Raw genomic sequence first — 18,277 nt, 5'->3', positions numbered from 1 at the left:
GCAGACTCGGAGTCTCGCGGTCAGGCAAGATTGCGCCCGCCATCCAGCACACGCAGATGGTCAGGAGAACGCGTGCCGGCACTGCCGCACACGGGCACGGTCAGGCGAAGCTGCGTTTCGCACTTCCGGCACACGTCGCCGGTCAGGCGAACGTGCGCCCGCACATGCCGCACACGTTCGTCGGCGGGATCTCGACGAAGCAGTCGGGGCACAGGTCGCGGGGTCGCTCGACGGCGGCCGCGCTGCGACGGGGGGCGACCTGGCGTTCTGCCCGCGGCGCGGCCGTGCGGGCCGGCCGGGTGGTCGGCGCCTCGACGCGCTTGATCGCGGGCACGTGGGCGCGGCAGTAGAACCGCACAAAGCCGTCGTGGTTCTTCGGATGCCGGTGCTTGACCGCCCACAGCTCGGTGCGCGGCAGCAGCTCGGACTCGGCGCCGCACGCGACGCACCGGGCGTCTTCTCCCGGGGAGATGTCGGCGACGAGGGCCGGTGACTCGAATGCGAGGCCGTCTCGCCAGTCGGAGCTCGAAACGACCTTCATGACAGTCCCTTTCCCGGCGTCCGACCATGGCGACGTGAGAGAGCCTCATCGTCGGCCGGAGCGCTTTCGAGGATACCTTCCGCGGCTGGGCGCGAGATGCACGAGCGGGTGCACGCAGCGCTGCATCGCGGGGCGTCCGCAGCTCGCTGCCGTACCGCGCGGCGGTCCTCGCAGCGGGGCGTCGCGGGGCGGTCCGCGGCTCATCGGAAGTCCCGGGACTGGTGGTTCACGCCCACCCGGAGGTCTTCGAACCTGTCGGCGAGAAGGTTGGTGACTCCCTCGACCGAGCGCTCCAGCATCCCCCGCACGATCAGTGCCGGAGCGTCGCGCACCACACGGCGGTAGCGATTCCAGACCCCGACCGAGCAGATGACGTTGACCAGGCCGTGCTCGTCCTCGAGGTTGATGAAAGTGACACCGGATGCCGTGGCCGGCCGCTGGCGGTGCGTCACGAGTCCGGCGACCTCGATGCGGCGGCCGACGTCGTGGGTGCGCAGCTCGCCCGAGGTCAGCACCCCGCGGGCGTCGAGCCCGGAGCGGTAGTGGGTCATCGGATGGTCGTCGGTCGAGACCCCGGTCGCCCAGAGGTCGGCGGCGAGCCTCTCGTAGCTGGTGGGATCGGTGAACAGGGGCGGCTGCACCGAGATGAGCGAGTCGGGGAGGAACTCCGGCCGGTCGAGCGCCGCCGAGCCGGCGAGCCAGATCGCCTCGCGCCGCGCGAGCCCCATGCCCTCGAACGCTCCGGCGGTGGCGAGGGCCTCGAGCTGGGCGGCGGTCACGCTGGTGCGCCGCACCAGGTCGCGCAGGTCGCGGAAGGGTCCGTCGGCCTCGCGCGCGGCGACGATTCGCTCGGCGACCTTCGACCCGATGCCCTTGACCGCGGCGAGCCCGAGCCGCACCGCGAACCCGCCGTCGCGGCGGTGGGCGGCGGACTCGTCGGGAGCGCGCCGGTCGAACTTGCCCACCGGCGGCTGGATGCGGTGGGTGCAGGAGTCGAGCCCCGTCGGTCGCTGGGTGGGCTGCTCCGGCTCGTCCGGCCGCGCCCCGGTCGACCCCATCCCGCCCGGCCGCCGCCCGAGCTCAGGAGATCCGCCGAATTCAGGACCAAGTCCCCCGTTTCCGTCCTGATCCGGGCTGATCTCCTGAGCTGGGCCGCTCCCTAGGCCGGGCTGCCCGTGGGTGGACTGTCCGTCGGTGGGCCTGATCCCGCCCGGCCGCCGCCCGAGATCAGGAGATCCGCCGAATTCAGGACCAATCCGCCCGTTTCCGTCCTGATCCGGGCTGATCTCCTGAGCCGGGCCGATCCCTAGGCCGGGCTGTCCGCGGGTGGACTGTCCATCGGTGCGCCTGATCTCGCCCGGCCGCCGCCCGAGCTCAGGAGATCCGCCGAATTCAGGACCGATTCCCCCGTTTCCATCCTGATCCGGGCTGATCTCCTGAGCTGGGCCGCTCCCCCACCCCGACCCCAACCCCGAACCCTCCCCGACCGGCTCGACCGCCGCCTCGACGCCGGATAGGTGCAGGTCGGGGCGGCGCACCTCGACGCCGTGCCGGCGGGCATCCGAGACCAGGGTGGCCGGCGAGTAGAAGCCCATCGGCTGGGCGCGCAGCAGCCCGGCGAGGAACGCCGCGGGGTAGTGCAGCTTGATCCACGAGCTGGCGTACACGAGCAGCCCGAACGAGAGGGAGTGCGACTCGGCGAACCCGAAGTTCGCGAACGCCTGGATCTTGGCGTAGATCGCGTCGGCCTCTTCGCCGACGAGCCCGTTCTCGGCCATGCCGGCGTACAGCTTCTCCTTGAGCGAGTCGATGCGCTCCACCCCGCGCTTGGATCCCATGGCCCGTCGCAGCAGGTCGGCGTCCTCGCCGCTCAGACCGCCGACCGCCATGCCCATCTGCATGAGCTGCTCCTGGAACACCGGGATGCCGAGCGTGCGCGCGAGCACGGGCTCGAGCTTGGGGTGGGCATAGGTCACCTCCTCGAGTCCGAGCTTGCGCTTGACGAACGGGTGAACCGCGCCGCCCTGGATCGGACCGGGACGGATCAGGGCGATCTCGATCACGAGGTCGTAGAACCGGCGGGGCTGCAGGCGCGGCAGCAGACCCATCTGCGCCCGCGACTCGACCTGGAACACCCCGATCGAGTCGGCCCGGCACAGCATGTCGTAGACGGCCTGCTCCTCTTTCGGCAGGGTCGCGAGCTCCCAGTCCTCCCCCGTCGAGGCGCGGATCATGTCGAAGCAGTACTGCAGGGCGGCCAGCATCCCGAGCCCCAGCAGGTCGAATTTGACGAGCCCCATCCAGGCGGCGTCGTCCTTGTCCCACTGGATCACCGTGCGGTTCTCCATGCGCGCGTGCTCGATCGGCACGACCTCGCCCACCGGCCGGTCGGTCAGCACCATCCCGCCGGAGTGGATGCCGAGGTGCCGCGGCGCCTTCAGCAGCTCACTGGCGAACTCGAGCACCTGATCGGGGATGTCGTGGCCCGGCCCGGTCTCGAGGTGCGCGCCCCATCCCTCCACCTGTTTCGACCAGGCGTCCTGCTGACCCGGGGAGTGCCCGAGCGCCTTCGCCATGTCGCGCACGGCGTTCTTGGGACGGTACTGGATCACGTTCGCCACCTGCGCCGCGCGCTCGCGCCCGTACTGGCCGTAGACCCACTGGATGATCTCCTCCCGGCGATCGGAGTCGAAGTCCACGTCGATGTCGGGCTCCTCGTCGCGCAGGCTCGACAGGAAGCGCTCGAACGGCAGGTCGTATGCGATCGCGTCCACCGCGGTGATGTCGAGCAGGTAGCAGATCGCACTGTTGGCCGCGGAACCGCGGCCCTGGCACAGGATGCCGCGGCGCCGCGCCTCCTGCACGATGCCGTAGACGATCAGGAAGTAGCCGGGGAAGTCCTTCAGCTCGATGACCCCGAGCTCCTTCTCGATGCGCGCCCGGTCTTTGTCGGAAAGGTCGGGGTACTTGCGGGGCACCGCCTCCCAGACCAGGTGCCGCAGCCACGACATCGGCGTGTGCCCGTCGGGTACCTCCTGCTTCGGCAGCGCAGGCTTCGCGCGACGCAGCGGGAAGGCGAGCTCGTCGGCGAGGGCGACCGTGCGGGCCACCGCATCGGGATGCCGGACGAAGCGCTCGGCCATCTCGGCCCCGGAGCGGAGGTGGGCGCCGGCGTGCGACGGGAGCCAGCCGTCGAGCTCGTCGAGTCCGCGGTTCGCCCGCACCGCGGCGACGGCCGCCGCGAGGAGCTGCCGGCGCGGCACGGCGTAGTGCACGTTGTTGGTCGCCAGCAGCGGCAGCCGCCGCTCCCGTGCGAGGCCGGCGAGCACATCGTTGTCGCGCGTGTCGAGCGGATTGCCGTGGTCGATGAGCTCGACGTGCACCGCATCGCGCCCGAACATCGCCACGAGCCGGTCGAGCTCGCGGGCCGCGGCATCCGCTCCCTCCTCGGCGAGGGCGCGACGCACCGCCCCCTTGCGACAGCCGGTGAGCACCGCCCACTCCCCCGCCGCCTGCGCCACGAGCTCGTCGAGGTCGTAGACGGGGCGGCCCTTCTCGGCACCCTGCAGCTGCGCGTGCGTGATCGCCCCGGCCAGGCGGTGGTACCCCTCCTCGCCGCGCGCGAGCACGAGCAGGTGCGTGCCCACGGGATCGGCCTCGCCGTTCTGCGGCTTCGGCAGCTCGAGCGACAGCTCGGCGCCGAACACGGTCTGCAGCGCCAGCGTCTCGGCCGCCTCGGCGAAGCGCACGATGCCGTAGAAGCCGTCGTGGTCGGTGATCGCGAGGGCGTGGAGCCCCAGACGCTCCGCCTCTTCCGCGAGCTCCTCGGGAGACGAGGCCCCGTCGAGGAACGAGAACGACGAGTGCGCGTGCAGCTCGGCGTACGGGATCGACTCTGCGGGGCGCTCGATGCCGGGCGCGACGTACGGCCCGCGCTTGTGCGACCAGGCCGGGCTGTCGCCGCCGTCGGCGCCCGCGGGCGGCCCACCGGGACGCCGCCGCCCGCTGAGCACGCGCTCCATCTCGGACCAGGGCACCGAGGGGTTGTCGAAGCCCATCAGCCACCGCCCCGCCCGGGGCGCCGACACACGTCAGTCATAGGTCGCCTCCGCCGTCCAGCTGTCTCCCTCGCACACCAGCAGCCAGGCCGCGCCGTCGGCGTCGACCACCTGGAACCGGTGCGCACGACGCGAGCGCACGGCATCCCATCCGCGCTCCACCACCGGCCACGGCCCCGCCCAGGCCTCGATCGGCCGCCGGCGCCCGCTCTCGATGAGCAGCGCCGGGACCGCGGAGACGCTGCCCCGGTCGTCGACGTCGATCGTCTCGCCGCCGAGCGCGCGCACGTCGACGGGGATCGGCTCGGCGAACACCGTCGTGGGCAGCGGATCGGGAAGGCTCCCCGGCCAGGGCCGGGCGCGCTGCGCCGCGAGTCCGTCCGGCCCCTTCACATGCCGGTCACCCCACGGCACGAGCACCTGCCGCTCGGTGAGCCACCGGCCGCCGCCGATCACCGGGGTGAGCACGCCGCGATGCCCGAGCATCGCCTGCACGCGCGACAGGGCGTGGTGCACGCGCTCCTCGGGTCCGCCGCCGAAAATCGCCGGGGCGTGATGGGATGCCGCGTCCACCGCCTCGGGCGAGATCCGCACCAGTGCGACCCCGCTGCGCAGCCCCTCGGACTCCTCGGAGAGCTGCCAGCGCACCCGGTCGACGACCGCGGCCGCATCGAAGGATCCGGGATGCAGCCACACCCGCTCACTGCGCTCCCCCCGATCGCCGACGAGCTCGACGCGCAGCTCGGTGCAGACGAGATCGACCGCACCGAGCCCCGCGATGAAGGCGTCGGCGGTGACGCGCATGCCGAAGGCGACCTGGTCGGCGATCTCGAGCGGCGGCTCGAAGGCGATCTCTCGATGCAGCTCGGGCGGTGGGGTGCGGGGCTCGACCGGGCGGGAGTCGCGGCCGCCGGAGAGGGCGTGCAGACGGATGCCGCGCTCTCCGAAGCGCTCGCGCACCCGATCGGGCTCCATCGCCGCGAAGTCGCCGAGCGTCTGCACGCCGAGGCGAGCGAGCAGGCCGACGAGATCGGCCGAGGCGGGAGCCGACGCCGACGGCGTGCCGACGCCGAGCGACGACGCGTCGAGCACCGACACCGAGAGGGGTGCGAGGAATCCCGCGGCCCCGCCGGCCGGCACCGCGCAGACGGGCTCGGCCCGGCTCGCGCCCGCCTTGGCGGCCTGTTCGGCGGTGAAGGGCCCGTCGGCGATGCCCGCCCGGACGTCGCCGAGACCCAGGCCAGCCAGCGTGTCGAGCAGCACGCGCGCCGCTTCGATCTCACCGCCGTAGTAGCGGGCCGGACCCCGCGCGCGCAGGGCGCACAGCCCGGGGCGCACCAGCTGAACTCCGGGTGCGCGCTCCTCGATGCGCGACACGACGGGGGCGAACGCGCGATGGTCGCGCGCGGGGTCGGCCGCCACCACCGTGAGCCCGGGGCAGCGGGCCTGGGCGTCGCGGCGGCGCTGCCCACGGCGCACCCCCTCGGCTCGTGCGGATGCCGAGCATGCCGTGACGAGGTTGCGCTCCATGACCGCCACCGGCTGCCCGGGATCGAGCGGCGCACCGCCGGCGAGGCCGCCGCCGTCGCGCGTCAGCGCGGTGACCGGCCAGTCGGGGAACCACAGCACGAGGCTCCGGACGGGAGACTCCCTGACCATGTCAGCCGACCGCCCTCGCTTCGAGCGGCGCGTACACCGGCTCGGCACCCCACTCGCCGCTCGCCGGAGAGTCGGGCACGGCCGTGAGCGCGGGCACCGGCTCGGCGATCGCGGCGACCGCCCCGTTCGCATCCGGCAGCAGCAGCCGCGACCGGCGCGCCCTCGGCCATCGCCTGCTCGACGCGGTGACGGTCACCTCGCGGCCCGCGAGATAGCCGTGTCCCCGGCCGACCCCCGTCCAGTCGGGCGCGTCGAGCTCGAGCACCGCCTCGGCCTGCGGCCACGGTCCCTGCACGAGCAGCACCGCCCCGCGATCGCGCAGTCTCGCCGCGAGGCGCGCGACCTCGCCGTCGGGCGCGCGCCCGGCGGGACGCACCGCCACGACCGGCAGCACCTCGGAGACGGTCGCCGTCACCGCGAGCCACCGCGGACCGGGCTCGGGGATGAGCACCAGCCGGGAGAGGTCGACCCCCAGTCGCTCGGCGGCCTCGACGCCGAGCCGCGGCATCCCCACCACACCGCACCACGACCCCGCCTGCGACGGCTGGGCGAGCAGCGCCAGCAGCAGCGAGGTGGACCGGGACAGGGAGTACGCCGCCCCGGGACGGAGTCCGCCGCCGGGCAGCAGCGCCGCGAGTGCGGGGTGCACGGGCAGCACCGGTGCGTCGAGCCGGCGCCCCTGGACCCGCTCGAGCTGCGCACGCAGGGAGGCCAGTTCCCCCGCCGCGCCGGCACGATCCCGCATCGCCGTCATTTGAACATCCTAGAATCTTTGTTCTAATGAATCAATCCTGAGAGTGATGCTAGTTCGCACCTCCGACACAATAGATGCGCGCGGCGGAAGCGCCCCGAGCACGATCCCGGCGAGCACGAGCACGACCCCGACCGCCTGCGGCAGACCGAACGCCTCTCCCGCGATGACCACTCCGAGCGCCACGCCGGTGACCGGGTTCAGCAGCCCGATGACCCCGACGACGCCGGGCGCGAGATGCCGCAGACCCGCGAACCATGCCGCGTACGCGAGCGCCGTCGCCACGAGGGTGACGTATAGGAAGCCCAGCGCAGACGGCACCGAGAGCGACGGCGGCGCCCCCTCCACCAGCAGCGCCGCCGGCAGGAGCACGAGCGAGCCGCCGACCAGCTGCCACGCCGTCATCGGCAGCGCCGGGACATCCGAGCCCCACCGGGCGGTGAGGACGAACCCGAGCGACGATGCCACCATCGCCCCCAGGGACGCCACGACTCCCCACGGATCGACCGCGCCCAGGTCGACGCCGAGCATCACCACGACTCCCACGAGCCCGACGCCCGCGCCGGCGACCGCCGCAGCCCGGGGCCGGCGATGCAGCAGCAGCCACGCGAACAGCAGCATGCCGGCCGCGGAGGTCGACATCAGGGTGGCCGCGAGGCCCGACGGCAGACGCTGACCGGCGATGTACACCAGCACGAAGAAGCCGCCGACGTTGAGCGTGCCGAGCACGAGCGAGCGCCACCACCACGACCCCTTCGGCAGCCTTCGGGCCACCAGCAGCACGAGCAGTCCCGCCGGCAGCGCCCGCAGCACGCCGCCCCACAGCGGCGACTCGGGCGGGAGCAGATTGCGCGTCACGACGTAGGTGCTCCCCCAGGCGATGGGGGCGATCGCCGTGACGAGGATCCAGCGCCATCTTCTATCTTCCATGGAAGATACTTTATCTTACCGGGAAGATAAGATGGCCGAATGGATGCCGCCGCTGAAGAGCCGCTCGACCGCGTCGCCGAGATCCAGCAGGCGTGGAAAAGGGAGCGACCCGACCTCGACCCCTCCCCGCAGGGCGTGATCGCGCGCCTGCACCGCGTCGCGCTCGAGCTGACCGAGCGACTCGTGGCGGTCTATGCCGAGTTCGGTCTCAGCGAGGGCGAGTTCGACGTGCTCGCCACCCTTCGCCGCGCCGGAGCTCCCTACGAGCACGCCGCGGGCGACCTCGCCGACCACACCCTGGTCACCACGGGCGGGCTCACCAAGCGCGTCGACCGGCTGGTCGCCCGGGGCCTCGTCGAGCGGCGGGCCGAGGCATCCGATGCCCGCCGTCGTCTGGTGCGGCTCACCCCGGAGGGCGTCGACCTCATCGACCGCGCGTTCACCGCGCATCTGGCGAACGAGCACCGCATCCTCGAAGAACTGGGATCAGCGGATGCCGCGGCCCTCGAGCCGCTGCTCACCCGCTGGCTGCGCGTGCTCGACGCGCACTAGACCCCTGTCACCGCGCCGGGCCCCGGCGCGAAGTCGCCCTTCCCCGCGCGACGCCGGGGAAGTAGCGTGAGGCCGACCGTGGCTCTGCACCACCCCGTGTACCCGTGAGGATCCTCGCCGATGAACGATGCCGTGCACCCGTCCCTGCTCGAATCGATCTCGGCGTGGGTGCTCGTCGCCGCCTTCGCGCTCTCGCTCGTCTACGAGCTATGGCGAGCGACCGTGAAGGCGGGAGCGTCGCGCCACGACTCTCTGAGTGCCTTCGTTCGGGAGCTGTGGCTCTACGTGCTCGCCGCCGTCGTGATCGTCCTGCTCTTCACGGGCGTGCCGTTCTCCGCATGGGTGGGACTGGTCTTCGCAGTCCTGGTCATCCTCGTCTCGATCTTCTACTACAACCCGAAGATGATGGTCGAGCGCGATCCGGGCCTGATCGACTGGTTCGAGGACCTCGTCTACACCGGGCTGCTGTTCGTGGTCGCGACCCTGCTGATCCTCGAGGTCTCGGGACTCGTGCTGGCGTAGAGCCGGCGGTCACGCCGCGAGGGCGAGGTAGGGCTCCCATCGAGGGTCGGTGCGCTCGGTGCCGCGGACGGTCCACTGCGCGCCGCGCGGCGGGTGCGGCGCGAAGCGAAGCTGCCAGTTCATCTCCTGCGGCGTGCGATCGCCCTTGACGTTGTTGCAGCGCAGGCAGCACGCGACGAGGTTCTCCCACGAATCGGCCCCACCGCGCGAGCGCGGCAGCACGTGGTCGATCGTCGACGCCGTCGTGCCGCAGTACGCGCAGCGGTGCGCATCGCGGCGCAGCACCCCGCGCCGGGTCACCGGCACGCGCCGCGCGCCGGGCACCCGCACGTATCTGGTGAGGATGATCACCGCCGGACGGTCGTAGGCACGTCTCGTGCCCCAGACGGGATCACCGTCGGTGTGCTCGATGACGGTTGCCTTCTCGTTCATCACGAGCACGAGCGCCCGTTTGAACGACACGACGGCGAGCGGTTCGTAGCCCGCGTTCAGCACCAGAGTGCGCATTGATCATCCTCTCGAACGGCCGGGACGGCTTCCCGGTGATTCGACTACTCGACGATTCGAGGTGCGCAGGGGTACGAAAAAGGCGCTGTCTTATAGACAGCGCCATGGCGCCACGGCGTGACCGTGGCATCCGCTCGTGCAATGCCGAAGAACAAGGCGTCCGAGCGCATCCGTGGTTCGGATGCGTGGTGTGATGCCCATCGGCTCCCTCCGCTTCTCTCAGCGTCGGATTTCAGGGTAACGCACGCACGAAGAAGGAGGGCCGCAGCCGCAGGTGAACGTCCCGTGGCGTGTCGGTCAACGAGAACTCCCCCCGACGCCAGGCGCCGAGGGGAGTCTGCGGAGAATTTCTCAGCCCGCGTTGGCCAGGAGCCAGGCGTACGGGTCGATGTTCGAGCCGTTGAGGTACGTCTCGAAGTGGAGGTGGTTGGCGGTCGAGCGACCGGTGCTGCCGACGAGGCCGATGATCTGGCCGGCCTGCACGGTCTGCCCGGCGACGACCTGACGGCTGCCGTAGGTCATGTGACCGTAGAGGGTGCCGACGCGCTGGCCGTTGATGACGTGGTCGATCGTGACCGCGACGCCGTAGCCGCCGTAGCTCTCCTGCGACACCTTCACCACACCGGCGGCGGCCGCGAAGATCGGGGTGCCGCCGGCGGCGAGCATGTCGACGCCCATGTGAGCACCGCCACGCGTGCCGAATCCTTCGCCCAGGGTGTAGCCGGCGAGGGGCCAGCGCACCGCGCCGGAACCGGGGGCGACCATGTTCAGGTCGACGGAGACGCGAGACTGCGTCTGAGCCTGCGAAGACGCGACACTCGCGGCGAGCCGTGCGCGCTCGGCGGCGGCGGCAGCTGCGGCTTCTTCGGCCTTCTTCTTCTCGATCTCCTCGGACGTGGTGGCCGAGTAGCTGTCACGGGAGAGCTCGGCCCCGGTGGCGTCGGACGCGACGACGAGCGTCTGCGCATCGGCCACGGCCTTCTGCTGAATGGTGACGCTTTCTTCCTGCAGCCCGCCCGCGGCGAAGGCGGGCAACGCGACGGTGGCGACGAGGCCGCCGACCATGCTCAGGATCACGAGGCTGCGCAGCGGCTTGACGACGCGGTTGGGGCCCTTCGGGGCGGCAGGTCGAGCGGCGGGCGCGGTGCGGGCGACCTTCGCCGGGGCCTGGGAACGACGAGCGACCGGACGTCGCACACGCGTGCGAGGGGTCAGACTCGTCGCGTCGTTGTCGGGCTCGCTCGCGAGCGAATCGATCTTTTCAGCCAAACTGTCCTCCGGCGCCTCTACGCCGTCGGCGCTGGCTCGTCGGCATTCGGTGTCGGGGCACGATATGCGGGCTTCACCGCGCGGACGACGAGCCAGGGAGGCAATCCGTGCGGGGTCCGTTGGCGGGCTTCTCGCCTGGTGGACTTTCCGAGGCTACCCGAAGGTAACGAATATGTCACGCTCATCGGCTGGCAGAACCCTGGGATGTGCGCGCGAACGGCGGCTGAGGCATCCGCTCGCGTCTCGAACGAGGGGTCAGCGGCGCTCGTCGACGAGGAAGATGTGCGAGGCGACCTCGATGGGCAGCTCGAGGCCTTCGTCGTTGCCGTGCATCTGCACCAGCACGTAGCCCTCGCTGTAGCGGTAGTCGCCGGAGGCCCCCGGGAGAACCCCCGCGCCCTTCAGCTGCTGCAGCAGCTCGGGGTCGACCTGGGCCGGCTCGGCGAGGCGCCGGACGGTGCCGGTGATCGGCTCGCCGGCCTCGTTCAGGCGACGGACGAGCCCCACAACGCCCTGATCGAACCCGTTCGCCGGCACGTCGCCGAGCTGGTCGAGTCCGGGGATGGGGTTGCCGTAGGGCGATTCGGTGGGATGCCCCAGCAGCTCGACGAGCCTGCGCTCGACCTGCTCGCTCATCACGTGCTCCCAGCGGCAGGCCTCTTCGTGCACGTACGCCCAGTCCAGACCGATCACGTCGGAGAGGAGGCGCTCGGCGAGCCGGTGCTTGCGCATGACGTCGACGGCCTTCTGGCGGCCGGCGGCGGTGAGTTCGAGACGGCGGTCCTCGGAGACCACGACGAGGCCGTCGCGCTCCATGCGGCCGATCGTCTGCGAGACGGTGGGACCGGAGTGGCCGAGCCGCTCCGAGATGCGCGCGCGCAGGGGAACGATGTTCTCCTCCTCGAGTTCGAGGATGGTGCGCAGGTACATCTCGGTGGTGTCGATCAGGTCGGTCATCTCGCGGTGTCCTCGTTCGTCGAAGGGGCGAGGCAAGCCTATCCATTCCCCCGACATGCGGCTCCGTCGCGGGCGCCGGCGCCGGGCCGCCCCGCGATGCGTCATCGGATGTCGTCCGACCCGGTCGGCTCGCGGCCCCGACCATACAATCGAGCCATGCCCCACGTCGCGCTTCCCCGTGAGATCCTGCCCGCCGACGGACGCTTCGGCTGCGGCCCGTCCAAGGTGCGCTCCGCCCACCTCGAGGCCCTCGCCGGCCCCGGCGCCGCGCTGCTCGGCACCTCGCACCGCCAGGCGCCCGTGAAGAGCCTCGTCGGCCAGGTGCGCGCCGAGCTGAACGAGCTGTTCCGGCTGCCGGCCGGCTACGAGATCATCCTCGGCAACGGCGGCTCGACGGCGTTCTGGGATGCCGCCGCGTTCGGGCTGATCGAGAAGCGCAGCCAGCACCTCGTGTTCGGAGAGTTCGGCGGCAAGTTCGCCTCGGCCGCCAGGACGCCGTGGCTCGAGGCCCCCGACGTGCGGGAGGTGCCCGCCGGCACGCGCACGGTCGCCGAGGCGGTCGAGGGCGTGGACGTCTACGCGTGGCCGCACAACGAGACCTCCACCGGCGTCTCGGCGCCGATCGAGCGCGTGCACGGCGACGAGGGCGCCCTCACGGTGATCGACGCCACCAGCGCCGCGGGCGGCATCGACTTCACGGTCCACGAGACCGACGTCTACTACTTCGCCCCGCAGAAGAACCTCGGCTCGGACGGCGGCCTGTGGTTCGCCGCGGTGTCGCCCGCGGCCATCGAGCGGATCGAGCGCATCGCCGCCTCGGGCCGCTACATCCCGGAGTTCCTGAGCCTCAAGAACGCGCTGGACAACTCGCGCCTCAACCAGACCCTGAACACCCCCGCGCTCGCGACGCTGTTCCTCCTCGACCGTCAGCTCGACTGGATCCGCGACAGCGGCGGCCTGCAGTGGGCCGACGCCCGGACGCGGCAGTCGTCGCAGGCGCTCTACGACTGGGCGGAGGCATCCGCTTTCGCGACGCCCTTCGTCGCCGACCCCGCCGACCGCTCCCCCGTCGTGGTGACGATCGACTTCGACGACTCCGTCGACGCCGCCGCCGTGGCGAAGAGCCTGCGTGCGAACGGCATCGTCGACACCGAGCCGTACCGCAAGCTCGGACGCAATCAGCTGCGCGTGGCGACGTTCGTCTCGATCGACCCCGAAGACGTGGAGCAGCTCATCCGCTGCATCGACTACACCGTCGAGCGCCTCTGACCCCGACCTCGCTCAGACGAGCGGCGACGGCACGGGCTCGAGCACCGAGGTGACGATCGCCTCGATCGCGAACTCCGACGCGCGCCCGAGGTCGAGCGCGGTCGGATCGAGCAGCCACTGCACCTGGAGCCCGTCCATGACGGCGAGGATGCTCGTCGCCGCGTAGGCCACCGTCTCGGGCTCGCTGATGCCACGCTCGGCGCAGGCGACGGCGAATGCGTGCGCGACCTCGCCACGCAGGGTCTCGTACCGCTTCTGGAAGAAGTCGCGGCCCGGGTGGTCATGGGTCACGGACTCGGCCGAGAGCACGGCGTAGGCCTGCACGATCCCGGGTCGGTCGGCGTTCGCGAACGCGGTGCGGACGAGGTGGCGGAACAGGTCCATCCCGTCGGGGATGTGCTGTTCCGCCAGGTCTGCCACATCGGTTTCATCACGATGCTTCAGCACCTCGAGCAGCAGGGCATCTTTGGAGCCGAAGTGATGGAGAATCCCTGCATGGGTCATGCCGACCTGGTCGGCGATCTCCTGGAGGGTGCCGCCGGTGAACCCTTTCGCGCCGAAGATCTCGGTCGCGGCATCGAGAATGTCGCGGCGACGCGCGATGGTTTCGGGTCGCGAACGCGGCTGTCTGCGCTGATCTGTCACTGGCTTCCGCCCCTCCACTCGTCGGCGGATCAAGAGTCTACGCACGAGTTGGACACGGTTCGGTCGACTCGGTTGCAATACTTACTTACTAGCACGTAAGGTAACTCCGCAATCACATCCCCCACGACGTCGTGGCGACTCACGTGAGTACGACGACGTCACATCACGAAGGAGAAGCAATGAGGCTTAGGTCCTCCCTCGTCGCCGTCGGCATCGCCACGGCGATCGTGCTGACCGGCTGCGCGGCCGGCGGCACGGACTCCGGCAACGCCGAACCCGGTGCCGCGCTCACGATCGCGAAGCCCGACGGCGCGATCACGACCGAGTCGAACAACCCGTACCTGGGCGACTCGTCCGCATCGAAGTACTCGTACCGCATGGTCATCTTCGAGTCGCTCGCCCTCGTCAACCCGACCGGCGACCTCGGCACCACGCCGTGGCTGGCCGAGTCCGTGACGTGGAACGACGACTACACCCAGCTCACCGCGGTGGCCCGCAGCGGCGTGAAGTGGAGCGACGGCGAGGACTTCACCGCCGACGACATCGCGTTCTCCTTCAACCAGGTCCTTGACGGAAAGCTCAACGACACCAACGCGCTGGACATCAAGAGCGTGAACGTCGACGGCGACACCGTCACGATCGACTTCAACAGCTCGAAGTACACCCAGCAGGCCCGGGTGCTGCACTTCCAGATCGTGCCCGAGCACATTTGGAGCGAGATCGAGGACCCGAACACCGACCCGCTGACCGGCGAGGGCCAGGTCGTGGGCACCGGTCCGTACGTGATGGACTCCTGGACGACCGAGTCGGTCACCCTCACCGCGAACCCCGACTACTGGGGCGGCGAGCTGGCAGTGCCCGAGCTGCACTACGTCTCGTACGGCGACAACGCGGCCCTCACCACCGCGCTGGCGACCGGCGAGGCCGACTGGGCGCAGGCGTTCATCCCGCAGATCGAAGACAGCTACCTGTCGGCCGACCCCGACAACAAGTTCCTGGCCTCGCCCACGGCGGGCGCGGGAACGCTGTTCATGAACCTGCAGACCAAGCCGTTCAACGACCCGGCCCTCCGTGAGGCCCTCGCCTGGACGATCGACCGTCAGGCCTACGTCGACATCGCACGCGAAGGCGCGAGCGAGGCCGTATGGAGCGTCACCGGTCTCGGTGCGCTGCTCGAGGACGAGGTCATCCCGGAGTACGCCGGCCAGGAGTACTCGGTCGACATCGACAAGGCCCGCCAGGTCCTCACGGACGCCGGCTACACCTGGGAGGGCGAGACGCTCATCGACCCGGATGGTGAGGCGGTCTCGTTCTCGATCTCCGTCCCCGCCGGCTGGAGCGACTGGAACACCGAGCAGGCGCTCATCGCCGAAGAGCTCAAGGAAGGCCTCGGCATCGAGGTCAAGGTGGACCAGCCCGACTGGGGCGGCTGGGATGCCGCACGCCAGGAGGGCACCTTCCAGGCGATCATCCACTGGCTCGAGGACACCGGCAACGCGTACGGCCTGTACACCTCGACGATGGACCCGAAGTGGATCGTCGACAACAAGGCGCAGTTCAACTTCGGCCGCTTCGACGACCCTGCGGTCACCGAGGCGCTGAACACCTACGCGAACGCGGCGTCCGACGCCGACCGTGAAGCCGCCCTCGAGGTGATGCAGACGGCCTTCGTCGAGAACGTGCCGGCCATTCCGCTGGGTGCGCACCCGCTCCTGGGCGAGTTCAACACGCGCAACTACGTCGGCTGGCCGTCCGAGGAGGACCAGTACGCCTCGGCCGACCCGACGCAGCCCGCGATCGTGCAGATCCTGACCGAGCTGCAGCCCGCCGAATAACGCACCGCAGGCGGGGCGGATGCGCTGCATCCGCCCCGCCTGTGCGTCACCCTCACGAAAGCGAACCAGCACAGATGAGAGATTCGCTGCTCTCCGTCGATGACTTCTCCATCGTCTATGACGTCGATCCCCCCGTACGAGCAGTCAAGAACGTCTCCCTCGAACTCCAGCGCGGTGAGATCCTCGGACTCGCCGGCGAGAGCGGATGCGGCAAGACCACCCTCGCCTATGGCGTCCAGCGCCTGCTCAAGCCCCCGGCCGTGATCACGAGCGGCTCCGTCGTCTTCCACGACGCGAGCGGCGAGGACGTCGACATCAACAGCCTCGGCGCCGAGGAGATGCGCCGCTTCCGCTGGGACAAGATCTCGATGGTCTTCCAGGGCGCGATGAACTCGCTGAACCCCGTCGCCACCATCGGCTCACAGCTCGCGGACGTCTTCGAGGTGCACCGCCCCGATCTCTCGCGGTCGCAGCGGCGTGAGGCGGTCGTCGAGCTGCTCGAGATCGTCAAGGTCGGCGCGCAGCGCTACCGCTCCTACCCGCACGAGTTGTCGGGCGGCATGCGCCAGCGCGTCATGATCGCCATGGCGCTCGCCCTGCGCCCGCAGCTCATGGTCATGGACGAGCCGACCACCGCTCTCGATGTGCTGGTGCAGCGCGAGATCCTGCGTCAGATCTCGCACCTGCGTCACGAGTTCGGCTTCTCGGTGATCTTCATCACCCACGACCTGCCGCTGCTGCTCGAGATCAGCGACCGGATCGCCATCATGCGCGACGGCGAGATCATCGAGCTCGACACGGCGGAGCGGATCTGGACCGACCCGAAGGACGAGTACACCCGCACGCTGCTCGCCTCGTTCCCACGACTCACCGGAGAGAGGGGGGTGGTCCACCGATGACCGTCCTCGAATTCGACGCCGTCACCAAGGTGTACTCGGTGCGCGGCGCCGGCCAGATGAAGGCCCTCGACGACGTGAGCTTCACGCTCCGCTCGGGTCAGACGATCGGTCTCGTCGGCCAGTCCGGCAGCGGCAAGTCGACCATCGCGAAGATCCTCACCCAGCTCGAGACGCCCACGAGCGGCGAGGTGCGGCTCGACGGAGAGCCGATCCCCCGTCGCGGCAAGGGCCTGCGCAAGTACCGCCAGCAGCTGCGGATGGTGTTCCAGGACCCGTTCGCGTCGCTCAACCCGTACCACTCGATCCGCTACGCCGTCGAGCGCCCGCTCCAGCTCGACGCCGTCGTCCCCAAGGACCAGCTCGAGGATGAGGTGCGCCGTCTGCTCGGCCGGGTGCGCCTCGACGCCGACGCGGTGATCGACCGCCGTCCGCACGAGCTCTCGGGCGGTCAGCGTCAGCGCGTCGCGATCGCCCGGGCCCTGGCATCCCGCCCGAAGCTGCTCGTGGCCGACGAGCCGGTGTCGATGCTCGACGTGTCGATCCGCCTGGGCGTGCTCAACCTGCTGGCAGACCTGCAGCGCGAGGAGGGCCTGGGCGTGCTGTACATCACGCACGACCTCGCCACCGCCCGCCACTTCAGCGACGAGATCCTCGTCCTCAACCAGGGCCGGGTGGTCGAACGCGGTCCCGCCGACGACGTGATCCTGCGTCCTCAGAACCCGTACACCCAAGAGCTGCGCGCGGCATCCCCCGATCCCGACACCTACTTCGCGCACGCATCAGGCATCCTCGGAGGTGAGAAGTGAGCGCTGTCGCTCCCCAGCTGCCGGTTCCCGACTTCGACGCGATCGAAGCCGGCACGACGGCCACCGGCGCCGTCAAGGCTCACGCGCGCATCCCGTGGCGCTTCCTCGGCAATCGCATCCTGTTCTACCTGTTCACGCTGTGGGCCGCGATCACGATCAACTTCTTCCTCCCTCGCCTGATGAAGGGCGACGCGGTGACGGCGTACCTCGCCCGCAACCGCAACGTCAGCCCCGAGGCGGCCGAGGCGCTGCGCGCCCTGCTCGGCCTCGACACCGACAAGTCGCTGTGGCAGCAGTACCTCGACTACTGGGGCCTGCTGCTGCGCGGCGACCTCGGGATCTCGCTGCTGCACGGCATGCGCCCGGTGACCGAGGTCGTCGGCCAGTCGCTGATCTGGACCGTCGGCCTCGTCGGCTTCGCGACGCTCATCGCGTTCGCGATCGGCACCATCGGCGGCGCGATCGTGGGATGGCGCCGCGGCAGCCGGCTCGACGCGCTCATCCCGATCACGACCTTCCTCAGCACCATCCCCTACTTCTGGCTCGGCCTGCTCGCCATCTCGTTCTTCTCGGTGACGCTCGGCTGGTTCCCCATCGGCAAGGCGTACGGCGTCGGAGTCGCGCCGGAGTGGTCGTGGGAGTTCGTCGGAGACGTGGCCCACCACGGCTTCCTTCCCGCGGCGACCATCATCATCGCCTCCCTCGGCGGCTGGATGCTCGGCATGCGCAACATGATGCTCACGGTGCTCGACGAGGACTACGTCACGGTCGCCCAGGCAAAGGGCATGCCGAACGACCGGGTGCTGTGGCGCTACGCCGCCCGCAACGCGGTGCTGCCGCAGATCCAGAGCTTCGCGCTGGCGCTCGGCTTCATCGTCGGCGGCACGATCGTGATGGAGGTGGTGTTCAGCTATCCCGGCGTCGGCAAGCTGCTGCTCGACGCCACCAACGCGAAGGACTACGCGCTGATGCAGGGAGTGTTCCTCGTGCTGACGATCTCAGTGCTCCTGGCCAACCTCATGGCGGACATCGCCTACGGATTCCTCGACCCGCGCACGCGCCAGACGGAGGCCTGAG

The 18,277-nt window shown here is 70.4% G+C and carries 16 protein-coding genes; 7 read left to right on the top strand and 9 right to left on the bottom strand.

Going from position 1 to position 18,277, the window contains the following annotated elements; genetic code table 11:
- Positions 1–142: 142 nt before the first annotated feature.
- The 5 genes from SOM19_RS15410 to SOM19_RS15390 all read right to left on the bottom strand — a co-directional run bounded on the left by SOM19_RS15410 (position 143) and on the right by SOM19_RS15390 (position 7,939).
- A complete protein-coding gene (locus tag SOM19_RS15410; RefSeq protein ID WP_320487464.1) occupies positions 143–541 on the bottom strand; it encodes a glucose-6-phosphate dehydrogenase in 399 nt (132 codons plus the stop codon).
- A 200-nt stretch (positions 542–741) separates the two neighbouring features.
- A complete protein-coding gene (locus tag SOM19_RS15405) occupies positions 742–4,599 on the bottom strand; it encodes an error-prone DNA polymerase (RefSeq protein WP_320487755.1) in 3,858 nt (1,285 codons plus the stop codon).
- Positions 4,600–4,632: 33 nt separating this feature from the next.
- Positions 4,633–6,258 (bottom strand): DNA polymerase Y family protein, encoded by a 1,626-nt coding sequence (locus SOM19_RS15400; protein ID WP_320487463.1) that lies wholly within the window; start codon positions 6,256–6,258, stop codon positions 4,633–4,635.
- Position 6,259: 1 nt separating this feature from the next.
- Positions 6,260–7,003: a DnaE2-dependent mutagenesis accessory factor ImuA' gene (gene imuA' / locus SOM19_RS15395; protein WP_320487754.1), complete on the bottom strand. Its 744-nt coding sequence runs from the start codon at positions 7,001–7,003 to the stop codon at positions 6,260–6,262.
- Positions 7,004–7,021: 18 nt separating this feature from the next.
- Positions 7,022–7,939, bottom strand: coding sequence for a DMT family transporter (locus SOM19_RS15390; RefSeq protein ID WP_320487462.1), 918 nt, complete (start codon positions 7,937–7,939; stop codon positions 7,022–7,024).
- Between the two features lie 39 nt (positions 7,940–7,978).
- Here SOM19_RS15390 and SOM19_RS15385 point away from each other — a divergent pair, with 39 nt between their 5' ends.
- Together SOM19_RS15385 and SOM19_RS15380 are read left to right on the top strand one after the other, a co-directional pair.
- Positions 7,979–8,491 carry a MarR family winged helix-turn-helix transcriptional regulator gene (locus tag SOM19_RS15385; protein WP_320487461.1) on the top strand — a complete coding sequence of 171 codons (513 nt, stop codon included), beginning with the start codon at positions 7,979–7,981 and terminating at the stop codon, positions 8,489–8,491.
- A 120-nt stretch (positions 8,492–8,611) separates the two neighbouring features.
- Positions 8,612–9,013, top strand: a complete 402-nt coding sequence (locus SOM19_RS15380) for a hypothetical protein (protein ID WP_320487460.1) — start codon at positions 8,612–8,614, stop codon at positions 9,011–9,013.
- A gap of 9 nt (positions 9,014–9,022) precedes the next feature.
- On the opposite strand, the gene SOM19_RS15375 is transcribed toward SOM19_RS15380, so the two are convergent.
- The 3 genes from SOM19_RS15375 to SOM19_RS15365 form a co-directional block, all read right to left on the bottom strand.
- Positions 9,023–9,520, bottom strand: coding sequence for an HNH endonuclease (locus tag SOM19_RS15375; RefSeq protein WP_320487459.1), 498 nt, complete (start codon positions 9,518–9,520; stop codon positions 9,023–9,025).
- Positions 9,521–9,871: 351 nt separating this feature from the next.
- Positions 9,872–10,789 (bottom strand): M23 family metallopeptidase, encoded by a 918-nt coding sequence (locus SOM19_RS15370; protein ID WP_320487458.1) that lies wholly within the window; start codon positions 10,787–10,789, stop codon positions 9,872–9,874.
- A gap of 255 nt (positions 10,790–11,044) precedes the next feature.
- Entirely contained in the window at positions 11,045–11,746 is a 702-nt protein-coding gene (locus SOM19_RS15365; protein ID WP_320487457.1) for an iron-dependent transcriptional repressor DtxR, read from the bottom strand.
- A gap of 156 nt (positions 11,747–11,902) precedes the next feature.
- Here SOM19_RS15365 and serC point away from each other — a divergent pair, with 156 nt between their 5' ends.
- Complete coding sequence (gene serC, locus SOM19_RS15360; protein ID WP_320487456.1) at positions 11,903–13,015, top strand: phosphoserine transaminase; 1,113 nt, start codon at positions 11,903–11,905, stop codon at positions 13,013–13,015.
- 12 nt (positions 13,016–13,027) lie between these two features.
- On the opposite strand, the gene SOM19_RS15355 is transcribed toward serC, so the two are convergent.
- Entirely contained in the window at positions 13,028–13,660 is a 633-nt protein-coding gene (locus tag SOM19_RS15355; protein ID WP_320487455.1) for a TetR/AcrR family transcriptional regulator, read from the bottom strand.
- 179 nt (positions 13,661–13,839) lie between these two features.
- Here SOM19_RS15355 and SOM19_RS15350 point away from each other — a divergent pair, with 179 nt between their 5' ends.
- From SOM19_RS15350 to SOM19_RS15335, 4 genes are all read left to right on the top strand, one after another.
- On the top strand, positions 13,840–15,495 hold the full coding sequence (locus tag SOM19_RS15350; RefSeq protein WP_320487454.1) for an ABC transporter substrate-binding protein: 1,656 nt from the start codon (positions 13,840–13,842) through the stop codon (positions 15,493–15,495).
- Between the two features lie 74 nt (positions 15,496–15,569).
- Positions 15,570–16,394 (top strand): ABC transporter ATP-binding protein, encoded by an 825-nt coding sequence (locus SOM19_RS15345; protein ID WP_320487453.1) that lies wholly within the window; start codon positions 15,570–15,572, stop codon positions 16,392–16,394.
- On the top strand, positions 16,391–17,200 hold the full coding sequence (locus SOM19_RS15340) for an ABC transporter ATP-binding protein (RefSeq protein ID WP_320487452.1): 810 nt from the start codon (positions 16,391–16,393) through the stop codon (positions 17,198–17,200). Before SOM19_RS15345 ends, SOM19_RS15340 begins: the two co-directional genes overlap by 4 nt.
- The gene (locus tag SOM19_RS15335) at positions 17,197–18,276 is read left to right on the top strand and encodes an ABC transporter permease (protein ID WP_320487451.1); all 1,080 of its coding nucleotides are present in this window, start codon (positions 17,197–17,199) and stop codon (positions 18,274–18,276) included. The genes SOM19_RS15340 and SOM19_RS15335 overlap by 4 nt, the downstream gene beginning before the upstream one ends.
- Position 18,277 lies beyond the last annotated feature (1 nt).

Source organism: Microbacterium sp. CFBP9034 (genome assembly GCF_034045255.1).
In the GTDB taxonomy this organism is placed as follows: Bacteria; Actinomycetota; Actinomycetes; order Actinomycetales; family Microbacteriaceae; genus Microbacterium.
This window is presented reverse-complemented; position numbering and strand designations above follow the sequence as displayed.